Consider the following 13,715-nt stretch of genomic DNA (forward strand, 5'->3'; position numbering starts at 1 on the left):
GCGGCAGTGAATTCTGAGGGGGACAGAAACCATGAGGATGGCCAATCCGGATGACCTTGACCATCTTGCCAAGCTCATTGATGGCAAAGGCGGCGTACAGGACAAACTTGACGAGGCGTTTACCAGAGCATCGAACCTCGGGGTCACCAGCCATCTGACGACTCTCAAGCCCTTGCGCTCCTGGGCCAAGGACACCGGACCCGATCTCCGAAGGCGCGCTTCGATCGCGCGCCTCGAAAGCGGTGACCCGGAGGCCGGGGCGCGATGGGCCGGCTTCTCCCCCAAGGACCTGGCCAAGTACCTCAAGGACCACGACGGCAAAGGGCTCTCGCCCGACGAGATCCTTTTGGCCAACTCGGTGGCGGCGAGCGACGATCCGAAGGCCGACGCGTTCAAGAGGCAGTCCAACGAGTCCCTGAACGACTGGATCAGCCGTATCAAGGCGCACGCTCTGGAACAGATACCGGGGCTCGCACCGCACGCCGCGACGATCGTCTCCATTCTCGATCTCTACGGTGACTGGAAATCCGTCGGTGGGACCACGGCCGTGGTCACGATGCAGGGTGCGGCACTGACCAAGGTCCTGGTCGGCAACTCCCTGAAATCGGGCGTCCTCGTCCCCTGGAAGAACCGTATCGGCACAGCACTCGCGGGCCGTAACAACAGCCTGCTGAAGTGGTCCGGCAACAAGATCATCAACTACGCCCCGAAGATCCGGTCGCTCGGTGCGCCCGGCAGCTGGTTCCCCAGCAAGCTCAGCCAGTTCGCGCAGAAGATCCCCGGCACCCGGGGCATGGTGGGCGACTGGACCGGCGCGGGCTACGACGCGGCGCGCGGGCTGAAGTTCATGGACTCGCCCATCTGGAAGGGCTTGACGGTCAACAAGGCCATCAACTTCCTCGTGGGTTCCGATGAGTTGGCGGCCAAGTACGGCGGCCTGACCCATGCAGGCCAGGCGGTGTCGCGGGCCGGCAATGCCAACCTGATCCGGGTGGGCGCCAACGCCTTCAAGGACGGCCGACTCGCCAACCTCGGCCGCACCGCGTCACTGACCAAGGGCCTGGGGGCCGCCAGCAAGGTCACCGGCGCCATGCGCGGTCTGGGCATCGCGGGGAGCGCGGCGTCGACCGTGTTCAGTGCGGCGAATGTGATCGCGCAGGGAAATCCGGTCACCGCCTTCAAGAAGAAGGGCGCGGGTTACGTCGCGGACGTCGCCGAGGTGGGCTTCAACGCCTCCATGACAGCCGCCATGATTGCCCCTAACCCGATCACCATCGGCCTCGCCGTCGGTACGGGAATTATTTACGGCGGCGCCAAGGTCGTCGAACACTGGGACGACATCAAAAAGGGCGCGGGGAAGGCCGCGGACTGGGTTGGGGACAAGGCCAAGAAGGTCGGCTCCGGCATCGCGGACGGCGCGAAGAGCATCGCCAAACACGCGAATCCGATGAGCTGGTTCTGATGAGCTGGTTCTGACACTGGGGCGCCGGTTCCCGGGCCGGCGCCCGCTTCGGACCTGTCGGGTCCCGTCCCCCGCATCCACAGGGCATCCGGCCTGTGGACCTCGTCAGACCCGCCGGCGCAACCTGCCGTACAGCATGAATGACTCCATTCCGGCGCAGAGTCCGGCACAGGTCCACAGCATTCCGGCGGAGAGCCCGTTGACCGAACCGGCCAGACGCGGATACAGCCAACCAGTCGGGTCCTCGACCAGCGTGACGCGCTGCCCCGGCCGGCTGTTCTTGGAGCAGCCGCTGTCGTCATCCACGGAATAGACCGCGGACCGCGCCACGTCGATGCGCTTCACTCCGCAGGTGTAGCCGTCGTCGCCGTGCTTGCGGTGATAACTGTCGACGCCGGAGATCACGGCGTCATGCCGGACTCCGCGCTGTCCCATGACGTAGTCGTTGAGAGCGGGACCGAGGAAGAGCATCAGAGCGAACCCGAGGGCGGCGACACATGCGCCCGGGCCCGCGCCACACATGGCCCAGGCGATGCAGAGGACGATCATCGCGAGGAACGCAGAGAGCAGCATGACCAGCGTGCCCTGCCGCTGCGCGAGCCAGCCACAACCGGCGAGGGCGAGCGGCCCGAGGATCATGGTGCCCATGGTTCCGGGCCATCTTCGCGGGCGGGTGGAGGGCGGCGTTGCTACTCGGGCATGCTCCATGCCGCCCGGTTCTGTCTTTGTCACTTCGATTCCGGCCTGTTTCTTCGGCAGCTTATTCTGACGTGCGCCGACCATCACAATTTGGTATCGGAGAGGGTCAGATCGGTTAGTGAGATCCCAGTTCCACAATGCATGGAGAGGCACCCAGGCCCTTCCGTCCTTCCGTCGTTAACACGAAGGTTCGCTACTGTTGTACGTGATAAGCCTGATCGGCACCATCGAAGCTGCACCAGCCAGCGTTAGGGAACTCGTGTCGACTTCTTCGAAGATGACAGCTAGCGCCAGAGAGAGTGCATCTAGACTGCCCGAGGCGACGCCTGCGGTCACTACGCCAGTTCTGCGAATGTGCCTTCCTGGAGTGAGAGTAACTCTGCCAGACTCGCTCTTCAGCTCAGAACCTTTACCCACACCGAAATATGTATAAGAAAACTTTCGCCCCTGATAATCGAGTTGTAGCGCGCGGGACTTCGGTCGCACGCCCAGTAGATTTCGCTCCATAGCGACAGAAGATCCGTCCACATGGAGTGTGGACGCTTGGAGACCAGGCCGCCCCGCCCCACGCCCCCGAAATACTGCATCCGGGACTCCATCGCCCGTCACAAGAGCCCGGCTCACCGTAGGGCCTTCTCTCCGCTTGCGCGATTCGGCCGGGCAAAGAACCGTCACCTCGCCAAAGTCGCCCACCGGACCCTGTCTACCTACACCCCGCTCGTCCCGGAAAGGAACCAATTCAAAGCGAAAATTATCCACCTTCTCCACCATCCTTCGTTTCTGCTTTTCAGAGCCAGCTCAGCGGGTTCGCGTGTTTGCCGATGTTCTTGGCACCGTTCGCGATACCGGAGCCGATCTTCTTTGCCTCACCACCCGCCCAGTCCGCGGCCTTCCCCGCACCATTCTTGATGCCGTCCCAGTGCTGGACGACCTTCGCCCCGCCGTAGATCAGCCCGGTCCCGACAACGAAACCAACCGTGAGGGGGTTCGGGGCGATCATCGCCGCCGTCATCGAGGCATTGAAGCCGGCCTCAGCCACGTCCGCGACGTATCCCGCCCCCTTCTCCTTGAACGCCGTAGCCGGGTTCCCCTGCACGGCCACGTTCGCTGTGCTGAACCCTGCCGATACGGCACTTCCCGCGATCCCCGCCCCACGCAGGAATCCAGCCGTTTTACCTGCCGCCGAAAGGCCCTTGAGGAGCGGGGATGCTGTTTTGCCAGCCGCGATAACAGCAGGCCGGGTGTTGGCTGCCTTTTGGAAGTAGGCCTGGGTCCGAGCAACCTTGAATAAGCTCGCGCTACCTGCCCGGGTCACGAGCTGCCCGGAGTGTGACGCGCCGCCGTACCGCGCGGCCAGTTCATCCGAACCGAGGAAAAGATCGGCGATGCCATTTGCATCGACCCGCCCTACCCCTAAAGCGCGCACTAGCGGGTGGCTGCGGAGCATGTCCCAACCACTGCCCAACAACCCGTCGCGTGCAGTAGAGGTAAACGGGATACGGTTAGCGAAGCGGTACACAGAATTGCCCATGAAGAGTGATCCGATCCTGCTGGGCAGCCATGCACCGGGGGCGGAAAGGGTTCGTAGTACTGGTTTAGCGTCAACGATCTTCGTCCCCAACGCCTGCAGCCTCGCGGACTCACTCTCACTCAACGCCGCGCCTACACCCTCCCTCAGTGAAGCCAACCAGCCGTCCCTGAGCGAGTTTCCTCCCAGGATCTTCACCATGCTGACGCCGTTGACGACGGCTCTTCCGCCGGTGCCCAAGAATCCCGTGACATCTCCGGCGTCCCCGAGGAATTCCTTGATCTCGGACTCGTACGGTGCGAGGCCGGGAACCAGCACGATGATCTTCGCTTTGAGCCGATCCTCCCAGTCCGACAGTGATTCGTTCGATCGGCGTTCGGCATCCGCTCTCCGCAATCCAGCCCAGGTCGCCAGGGCCAGCAGCGGTTGATCGTTCTCCAAATACGCGTAACCCGCGCGCCTGCGCAGATCCACGGCAGTGTCGTCCGACCAGTGGTACAGCGGTTTCAGAACAACTAACTTGTCCGTCACTCCGAGGCGCCGCGCCCGGGTGAAAGCCTCCGTGAGCTTGTCGTTGACCCCGCCCTTGTCGTTGAGGAGCTTGGCAAGCTGGTTCAGTTGGTCCGGGTCGACCTTCCTCAAACCATTCCCCCTCATACGCACTTCATCGGGCGCATCACGCCTCGTCGATCAGATCCGCCTTGTCCGGCAGCAGGTCCGCGAGCTTCTCCCAGATCTCTCCCGCGCTCGAACGGGCCAGTACCAGCACGCTCTCCGGGGTCACCTGGCCCGGCAGGATCGGCTCCTCCGGTTTTTCGCGGATCCAGTAGCCGCGGGGGCCGCAGTCCCAGACCGCGAGAGCGCGGAGCATCGCGGACCGTTCGCCCTCGTGGTTGCCGTCCCAAGCCGTGGTGATGCGCCAGGTCGAGTTCATGGCGAGGACGAGATCCGTGAACTGCGCCAGGTCCGGGTCCTTGAGGTTGCTGTCCGCCTCCACCAGTGCCTTGTGCACCAGGTCGCGGGTGGCCTCCTCGTCGACTCCGTCGCCCTCGCCCAGCGCCACGAAGGCGGCGTCCAGGGCGCCCATCGACGTCTCTATCCGGTCGACCGCCGGCGTCTCGCTGTCGCCGCTGCGGAGGTTGACCTTTCTGGCCAGCTCCCAGACCAGTGTGCTCGGCTCCAGCGGTACGTACTCGGACTCCTCGTCGCCGGGCCAGCCGTCGTGGGAGATGACCGCGTTCTGGCCCACGATGACTCCGTGGTTGACCGGGCCGTGCTCGCCCGTGACCTCCACCGTGATCATGACCATGGGGTCGGCGAGTGCACCCAGCAAGTCGCGCATCAGCGGGGCCAGTTCACCCTCTTCGCCGACCAGGCCGATCTGCTGGAGTTCGACCAGCGAGGGCCACAGCTCGTCCGGCGGGGTCTCGCCGTCCAGCAGGTGGGCGAAGACACCGATGTGGCGGTCGGCCAGGCGCAGGCGGCCTCGGGAACTGTCGTACGAAGGCATGTCTCTCGTTCCTCCCCAGGGCCTGACGGCCGCGCGGCTCACTTCTTGGGATGCTGCAGGTCCTTGGCGGACTGAGAGGCTTTGTGAGCCTCCTCGCGCAGCGACGTGGCGACCGTGGTGCAGGTGGTCCGCCAGCTCTTCAGCTTTCCACGCACCTGATCGGCGTTCGGCCCGGCCCACGTCTTCATCACCGTGGTGCTCTGGGTGTGGGGCGAGTCGACCAGCGAATCGATGTGGTCGGCCAGCGATCTCAGAGACGCGGCGCGCGAATTTAGTTCCTGGATGTCCGGATTACCCATAGCAGCCTCCCCCGCTGTCACACAGATGCCGTCAAGCATAGACGGACTTCAACAGACGGCAAAGTACAGTTCAAGGACGTGCACCACCCGGCGTACGGAACTGCCCCATACGCCCCCGCCGTTGCGCGCACGCCCCATCCGTATGCTTCATTTCGCACATGCCTACTGAGCTGCGGCAACGGTCGCCGGGCTGCTGCCCTTTCTGCCTCACAGCCATGACAGGCATGACATCGACCCTTGGTCTTACGTGGCACCCCTTTGAACTCAGCCTCTTTTGCAGCCTCTTCTCGGCCTCTTTCTCGGCCTCTTTACGGGTCTATTCGCCTGACAATGCGCATGGGCATGGGCGTGGGGTGTGAGAGTGGGGGTGCGTAGGGGCGTGAAAGGGGTGCGGGGCAGCGGAGTGAGCGGCGTTGCCCCGCCCCGAGGCCCCTCCGGGCGGTACGGCTGTGCACTCGCAGGGGCCGGGTCCGCGCCACCGCCGGGTTCTGTTTAATTCTGAACGTCAGCGCCAACACTCGCCCCAATGAAGTCAATCGGGACAAACAGCTCATCCGGCGCGCCAGGTGGCAATCACCCAACTCCCCTCAACCCGAGGCCCGAAGGCCTTTACGGGAACTGCCTGCTGTGCGGTAGCGTCCACTGTTGCAAACGGATAGTCCGTTTACCTCAGTGACAACGGGGAGGATCGCGATGGATCGCGGCGCAGATCTTAGTCAACTCCGGGACTTGGCCAAGAAGTTCCAGCACAGCTCCGGGGATCTCCACACCCTCATCAAGCACCTGAACACGGCGACGTCCGGTAGCACGGGCTACTGGAAGGGCCCCAAGGCCGACAACTTCCGCCATGAGTGGGAGAGCGTTCGTCCCACCTTCGAGAAGTGGGTCCATACGCTGACCACGGCCCACGACTCGGCGAAGACCAGCGCCGACAACATCGAGCGCGCCACCTGATCCCGGTTGGCTGAACGCACGACGCCGGGGCGGCCACCTGATCAGGTGGCCGCCCCGGCGTCCTGTCGTCCGGGAGCCCGGACTCAGCCCCGCATGACGAGCCGGGTGAGCCGGATGAGCCGGACTCAGCCCCGCATCACACCCTGGACCGGCGTCATGGTCCCGCCGGTCACCAGCAGGCCGCTGCCCACCGGCCCGGCGCCCGCGTTCGACGGCAGGCGGACGCTGAAGAGCTCGCCCTCCTGCGGGTTCTGCGGTGTCAGCAGCAGCCCGTTGCGGTTCTTGCGCGCCTCTGTGGCGAAGCCCCGGTACTGCGAGGACAGCGAGTCCGTCGTACCTGCGGCGATCAGCCCGTGGTCGCCGTCCGCGCCCTTCTTGACGACTGTCTCCAGGGCCTCGTCCAGGCTGGTGTCGTAGAGGAGTTCCGCGTCGTCGACGACCACCACGTACGGGCGTCCCGCCGCTTGCTCCAGCAACTCCTCCAGATCGTCCTCGCGGTGATCCCCGTTGAGGAGCCCCAGCACGCCCGGCCGCCCCTCCAGCTCCCGCAGCGGCGAGCGGCGCGGGGTGATGAGGACGAGCGGAGTGCCCCTGGCCAGCAGGGACTCAGCGGCACACACGAGGGTGTTGGAGCGCCCCGACTTCGGCGGGCCCGCGATGATGAAGCCCGGACCCGACTCCACCAGGTCGACGCCCATGGGCCGCAGCTCGTCCCCGCCCACGCAGAGCAGCGCCCACAGGGGCGCCTGCGAGGCTGCTTCCGGGTTGAGGGCCAGCGCCTGTTCCGCGGTGATGCGCGCGGGCAGGGCGTCCACCCGCATCGGGCCGCGCCCGGCCGGGAGCCTGCCGTACTGCGCCTGTACGGCCTCGGCGATCTCCCGCAGTTTGCGGACCTGTGCCTGACCTGCGGGGTCGGCGTCGAGCAGACCGATCTGGGCCTCTTCGACACCGGTGTCCGTGATGCGCAGGGCGCGCCCCGGCGGCATGTTCTTCGGGACCTCACGCGGGTGCAGGCCCGCCATGCTGTAGTCGTTCGGATCGGCGAAGCGCATGACGAGACGGTCCATGAAGGCTGATGCGACATTGCCGGTGAGACCCGTGCGGTCGGCGGTCATGACGACCTTGATCCCGGCCGCCGAGCCCTCCCGGAAGATGCGCTGGACCTGCTCGATCAGCTGGCCGTAGTTGTAGTTCTCGAAGGTGGAGACGAACCCTTCCCAGCTGTCGAGGAGCAGCACCATCCAGGGCAGCCGGTCCTCCGGCTCCGCCGCGGCCCGCTGTTCGGCGGCGCTGGAGGCACCCTCCATGGCGAGCATCTGCTGGCGACGGGCGATCTCGCCGAGCAGCCGGTCGATCAGCCGTCGTACGCGTTCGGGCTCGTCGCGGTTGACGACGGCCCCGACGTGCGGCATCCGCACCAGTGGCAGCAGCGCGTTGGAGCCGCAGTCGATGGCGTACACATGGACGTCGTACGGAGACGTCTGCCGGCCGATGACTCCGCCCAGGGTCCGCAGCGCCGTGGACCGGCCCGACCTGGCGCCGCCGACGAGCAGCGTGTGCTCCCCGTGGACGAGGTCGACGGCGACTGGCTTGCGGGCCTGCTGGGCGGGCAGGTCGGTGAGGCCGTAGCCGATCGGCGGAACGTCCTCGTACACCGCTGACGGGTCCTGGAACTCGGCCAGTTCGTCGACGGTGACGTGTTCCCCGAGCGGCGGCAGCCACGGGCTGCGCGGGGCGGGGAAGCCCATCTTCTCCGAGCCGGCCCGGACCGCGTCGACCAGTACGGCGAGGTCCGTGACCATCGTGCCGTCGTCCTCCGCCCCGGCCGCACCCCTGGGCGCCGGGCGGCTGTACATCGGCCAGGTGAGCGGGGCGAGGGTGGCCTTGGGGCCGCTGCCGCCGGTGGCGGGCCTGCGGCCACCGATACGCGCCGACTGCACGCCGACGAGGGACTGTGCGCCGGAACGCACATAGGCACGGCCCGGGGTGGACTTGGCGATGGCACCGGCGTCCGCAGCGTCGATGACGTCCTGCGACTCGGACCCGTCCGTCACCCGCAGGGCGATCCTGAGGTTGGTGTTGGCCCGGATGTCGGCGCTGACCACACCGGCCGGGCGCTGGGTCGCGAGGATCAGGTGCACACCGAGCGAACGGCCTCGCCTGGCGATGTCGACCAGCCCCGCGATGAAGTCGGGCAGCTCGGCGACCAGCGAGGCGAACTCGTCGATGACCAGCACCAGTCGAGGCATCGGTTCGAGCTCCGGGCGGAGCTTGCGGGTGTCGTTGTAGTCCTCGATGTCCTTGGTGCCGGTGTCGAAGAGGATCGTCTCGCGGCGGTGCAGTTCGGCGGCGAGCGAGGCCAGGGCCCGCTCGGTCAGATGCGCGTCGAGGTCGCTGACCATGCCGACGGTGTGCGGCAGGCGGGCGCAGTCCATGAAGGCGCTGCCGCCCTTGTAGTCGATGAGGACGTAGTTGAGGGCGTCGGGCCGGTTGGCCACCGCGAGCGAGGCGATGATGGTCTGGAGCAGTTCGGACTTACCGGCACCGGTCGTCCCCGCGACGAGCGCGTGCGGTCCGTCGCGCCGGATGTCCAGGACGAAGGGGCCGTCCGCCGCTACCCCGATCGGGGCCGCGGTGGTGGATCCGCCCGCCTGCCAGACCCGTTCGATGGCGTCGCCGGTCGGGTCGGGCATGCCGAGGAGGTGGAGCAGCCTGGCCGCGGTGGGCAGGGCGCTGTCGGCGTCGTCGCGGCTGACATCGCGTACCGGCGCGAGGGAACGGGCCAGCAGTTCGCACCAGTCGGGGGCGACCTGGTCGGCCAGCACCTCACCGGCCAATTCGAGGCCGGAGCCGCGCAGCCGTACGTGCGCCGCGGAATCAGGGGTCCAGGACACCACGGCCCGGCACTCCTCGGGGAGCAGCCGCTCGTCCTCGTCGACGCAGAGCGCGAAGATGCCGAGCGCCGGGCCCTCCTGGAGGAGCTGGGGCACCCCGGCCATCCGGCGCAGCAGCCGTGCGCCGTCCAGTACGAGGAGGATGTGCGGGTCGCTCCCGAGTGCTCCGGCCATACCGCCCGCGTGCTCCCGTACGGCCTTGCGGCGGCCGAGTTCATTGAGCAGTTCGTTGACCCGCCGGGCGACGGCCTCGGAGTCCGATCCGATGAGGGCCACGCAGTCCTGGCCCTGCTGGGGTGCGGTGTGCGGGATCCAGTGCGCCCAGTTCCACTCGGTGGCCGCGTCGGGCGCCGATGACAGGACGACCAGGGAGAGTTCGCGCGGGCTGTGCAGCACCGCCGCCTGTACGGCGAGCCAGCGCGCCGATGACAGAGCGCGCGGGCGGTCGCCCGCGATGCCGACGACGCTCAGCTCGGGGAAGGGCAGCGTGATCGGTACGTCCGGGATGCGGGGTGGTTGCGGGCCCTCGTCGTGGACATCGCTGCGTTCCGCGACGAGTTCGATGTCCGCCGGTGCGGTGCCGACGCCGATCCGCAGCTTGAGGACGTCCGGGTCGGTGATCCTGCGCTCCCAGAGCCGGCGGCGCGGGCCGGTGGCGAAGAGCAGGATCTCGGCCGGGTCGGGGTTCTGGGCGCGCAGCCTGTTCTGCTCGTCCTTGCCTGCCCGGACCAGCTCGGCCTCGTACGCGGCGACGTCCTTCTTGTACTGCTTGACCGAGGTCTTGTTCTTCTTCTTGCCCTCGCGGTTCTCGCTGATCCACTGGCCGAGCATCATCACCGGGCTCATCAGGCAGAACATCAGCATGTAGATCTGCTTGGTGACGAAGTACATGCCGAGGCCGAAGAACAGCGGCATGAGCGCCGCGATCAGCTGGAAGCGCGCGCGTTCGCCCTTGGACGGCGGTGTGGGGACGACGATCCGGGCGCGGGGCCTGAGTGGCGAGAGGCGCGGGGGGCGGTTGTAGGCGAGGCCGCCGTCGCCGGTGTCGGAGAGGTGTGCGTCCGGTTCGCCGACCTCGTCGAGTACGAGGAGCGAGTCCCCTATGCGGACGACTCCGCCCAGCGGCCAGAGCTGTTCGCCCGTGACGGGTGCGTCGTCCAGCTGGACGGACACACCGGGCTGGGGTGTGATGGTCGCCCTGCCCTGTACGTCGATGGCCAACTGGGCCGCGAAGGGCTGAAGTTGTACGTCCGAGACGGACAGGGTGCAGGTGGGGGCCGAGCCTATGGTGGCGGACCCGGCAGCCAGCCGGACCACCCGGCCGGAGGCGGCTCCTGCCGCGACCCGCACTTCGTAGCGTCCTACGGGTTCGCCCCGGCGCAGCAGCGGCCCGATCGAGTCGTCCACGGAGATCCGCATGCCGTCGCGCAGCACGGAGCCCACCGGGGTACGCGGATCACAGCGGTGGCCGTCGGCCCAGAGGGTGGGGGCGGCCGGCGCCTGGCCTGCGTAGCTGAAGCGGGGGTCGAGCGTCGTTCCCGGCATGGGTACGACGACGGACGGGACGGCTTCGTGTGCCTGCTGCGGCACTCCCCGTGTCGCCGCGAGCACTTCTGCCACGTCGCCGGCGGTGGCCCCGTCGTCCGTGTTGACCAGGACATCCTGCGGCTCCTCCCCCTCCCGTACGACTGTCACCAGCACTCGCATGGTCGTCTTCCTCCCTGCCGGCCCTCGGTGGCCTGCCGGCCGTGGGTGGCGCGCTTGTCATATCGGTTCACTGAGGCTAATGCTTGCGCACGCGGGCAGGAACACACGTCCCGTACGGCATCGGACGCGGACCTGCGCAGTTCCGAGCCGATGTCCGCGCAGCCGAGCGGTCACGGCGGCCGAATTCGTGGTGGTGGCAGGTGTGGCCGGAGCCACATGTGGCTACACCGCCGGAAGGGCGTACAGCTCGTCGCCATGTGCGGCCATCAGCCGGGGGCCCGCCGCGGCGACCCGGTAGCGGTCGTCAACGCTGCGGCCGTCGTTGTACGTCCAGCGCAGACGCCCCGTCTTCGCGTCGATGGCATAGACGCCGCCGCTCTCGAAGACCGAGCCCGCGTACAGGGTGTCGCCGACCTTCACCAGGTTGTCCGAGAAGGGCTTGTGGGCGAGGTCGGGGCTCATCCATATCTTCTTGCCGGTCTTCGGGTTGATGGCCCAGACGCCACTGTCGTAGTCGAAGGCATACGCCACACCGTCGAAGACGAACGGGGGCTCGAACCCCCGGCGTCCGTTGGGAGGAAGCGTCCAGAGAAGATCTCCCGAGTTGAGGTCGAAAGCGCGCATTGTCTTTCCGCTGACCATGACAGTGTTCATATGCACCGCGACCTCGTACGCAGTGGAACCGTCGCCGACCTTCTTGCTCCACAGCTGCCTGCCGTCGGCGCTGTTGCGCACGGTGAGGTTCTTCCGGCCGTCCGTATAGACGAGATGGCCCGGGACCACCGTCAGCGCAAAGCCGAAGTCTTCCGTTCCCTCGTCCCGCGGTTTCTGCCAGGCGAGTTTGCGGGTCTTGATGTCGATGGCCACGATCGCGGTGAGGTTCTTCCTGGGGTCACTGTTGTCGATCTCCGCGATGCCGTAGATCCGCTTGTCATCAGCGCCGATGGGGGGCTTCGCGGTCAGCTTCCCTCCGAGGCGGGTGCGCCAGGCCTCCTTGCCGGTCTTCGCATCGATACCGACGAGCGTGCCGTCGTAATCTCCGCTGCCGCAGAAGAACATCCCGCCCGAGGCGACGATCCTCCCGGCGCTCATCGTCGTCTCCAGCTTTCCGGTCTTCCACCGGCGGGCACCCGACTTCACGTCGAAACCCTGCATCTCATCGCCACAGATGAGCGCGACGTCTCCAATGACGCGCGGCACGATGTCGTAATCGAGGTTGTCGTTGCCCGGCGTCTTGTGCCAGAGCGGCTGCGGGGCGACTCCGTTCGGCGGAGTCGTGAAAACCTCGGGCTTCTCCGTCGGCTGCACGTCGGGAGTCGTGCCGCCCCCGCGGGTGGCCAGCCAGGCTCCGCCGCCGCCCACCACTGCGACACCTGCGGCACTGCCCGCCGCTATTCGGAAGAACCGGCGGCGGCTCGGGGCTGCGGGCGCGGTGGTGCCATCCGGGCTGTCCGTCAGGGTCGGGACCGGTCCGAAGCCCTGGGGGGCCGCAGCCGGGTGAGCCGTAGCGGTCGGCAGGTGGGCGGCGGCGCCAGGAGCCCTTGCGGTCTCCGCACCCGCCGACAGTGATGCGTTGCCCTCTGCCGGGGTTTCGAGGTCCAGGATGCGCGAGGCATGTGTGGCGATCGTCGAGGAGACCGCCGAGGGGAGCCAGTCGGCGAAGACCTCGCCCGTGTTTCCCGGATCGAGTGACTGAAGGATCTCGGCCGGGGTCGGGCGCTGCGCCGCCTCCTTGGCCAGGCAGGCGCGGATCAGGCCGGTCAGCATCTGGGGAACACCCGTCAGGTCCGGCTGGGCGTGCACCACCTGGTAGAGCATCGTCGCCGGGGCGACCGCGTCGCCGAACACGTTGCGACCGGTCGCCGCGAAGGCGAGGACCACACCGAGCGAGAACACGTCTCCCGACGTCCCCACGTCCTGCCCCATCGCCTGCTCCGGTGGCATGAAACCGGGTGAGCCGACCACAACTCCCGTCTGCGTCAGCCGGTTTCCGTCCACCGCGCGCGCGATGCCGAAGTCGATGACGCGCGGGCCGCCCGCGGCGAGCAGCACGTTGGACGGCTTGAGGTCGCGGTGTATCAGGCCGGCCGCGTGGACCTCCTGCAGCGCCGCGGCGAGGCCCGCGCCGAGTGCCCGTACGGTGTGCTCGGGCAGGGCTCCATGGGCCTCGACGACATCCGTGAGGTCCGGGCCGAGGACGTACGCCGTGGCCAGCCAGGGCAGTGGCTCGTCGGGGCCGGCGTCGACCACCGGTGCGGTGTAGCGGCCCGAGACCCGGCGGGCCATGTCCACCTCGTGACGGAACCGCTCCCTGAACGCCGGGTCCGCGGCGAGGTCCTGGCGTACCACCTTCACTGCGACGGTGCGCCCGCCGGGTGAGCGAGCCAGGTACACGCGGCCCATTCCGCCCGCACCGAGCCGGCCCAGCAGCCGGTAATTTCCCAGCGTTCGGGGGTCGTCCGGCTGCAACGGGTCCATGTCAGTGATCCTTAGGGTGTCTGCTCGTCAGGCTCGATGCCTCCGACACCATAGAGAGTGCTGCGCGGCGGGGTACGCCGAAGGGTCGGCATGCGGGACGGATTCCAAACGGAAGTGCCCCGTAATCCCTGAGGGGTTCAGGGATTACGGGACAAGGGATTACGGGACATCCTCAGCCGCGGCG

8 protein-coding genes are annotated in these 13,715 nt (G+C 67.3%); 2 read left to right on the forward strand and 6 right to left on the reverse strand.

Going from position 1 to position 13,715, the window contains the following annotated elements; translation table 11 throughout:
• Positions 1 to 31: 31 nt before the first annotated feature.
• A complete protein-coding gene (locus OG385_RS12275; protein ID WP_266854480.1) occupies positions 32 to 1,462 on the forward strand; it encodes a PE-PGRS family protein in 1,431 nt (476 codons plus the stop codon).
• Between the two features lie 105 nt (positions 1,463 to 1,567).
• Here the strand turns inward: OG385_RS12275 and OG385_RS12280 are convergent, their stop codons facing one another.
• The 4 genes from OG385_RS12280 to OG385_RS12295 form a co-directional block, all read right to left on the reverse strand.
• A complete protein-coding gene (locus OG385_RS12280) occupies positions 1,568 to 2,110 on the reverse strand; it encodes a hypothetical protein (protein WP_266854482.1) in 543 nt (180 codons plus the stop codon).
• 838 nt (positions 2,111 to 2,948) lie between these two features.
• Positions 2,949 to 4,331, reverse strand: a complete 1,383-nt coding sequence (locus OG385_RS12285) for a PE-PGRS family protein (RefSeq protein WP_266854483.1) — start codon at positions 4,329 to 4,331, stop codon at positions 2,949 to 2,951.
• Between the two features lie 34 nt (positions 4,332 to 4,365).
• The gene (locus tag OG385_RS12290; protein WP_266854485.1) at positions 4,366 to 5,199 is read right to left on the reverse strand and encodes a hypothetical protein; all 834 of its coding nucleotides are present in this window, start codon (positions 5,197 to 5,199) and stop codon (positions 4,366 to 4,368) included.
• A 38-nt stretch (positions 5,200 to 5,237) separates the two neighbouring features.
• Positions 5,238 to 5,498 (reverse strand): WXG100 family type VII secretion target, encoded by a 261-nt coding sequence (locus OG385_RS12295; RefSeq protein WP_266854486.1) that lies wholly within the window; start codon positions 5,496 to 5,498, stop codon positions 5,238 to 5,240.
• A gap of 693 nt (positions 5,499 to 6,191) precedes the next feature.
• Here OG385_RS12295 and OG385_RS12300 point away from each other — a divergent pair.
• Positions 6,192 to 6,452 carry a WXG100 family type VII secretion target gene (locus OG385_RS12300; protein ID WP_266854487.1) on the forward strand — a complete coding sequence of 87 codons (261 nt, stop codon included), beginning with the start codon at positions 6,192 to 6,194 and terminating at the stop codon, positions 6,450 to 6,452.
• Between the two features lie 125 nt (positions 6,453 to 6,577).
• Here the strand turns inward: OG385_RS12300 and OG385_RS12305 are convergent, their stop codons facing one another.
• Positions 6,578 to 11,053 (reverse strand): FtsK/SpoIIIE domain-containing protein, encoded by a 4,476-nt coding sequence (locus OG385_RS12305; RefSeq protein WP_266854489.1) that lies wholly within the window; start codon positions 11,051 to 11,053, stop codon positions 6,578 to 6,580.
• Positions 11,054 to 11,275: 222 nt separating this feature from the next.
• Positions 11,276 to 13,531: a serine/threonine-protein kinase gene (locus tag OG385_RS12310; RefSeq protein ID WP_266854491.1), complete on the reverse strand. Its 2,256-nt coding sequence runs from the start codon at positions 13,529 to 13,531 to the stop codon at positions 11,276 to 11,278.
• Positions 13,532 to 13,715: the final 184 nt, after the last annotated feature.

This window comes from Streptomyces sp. NBC_01306, from assembly GCF_026340465.1.
In the GTDB taxonomy this organism is placed as follows: Bacteria; Actinomycetota; Actinomycetes; order Streptomycetales; family Streptomycetaceae; genus Streptomyces.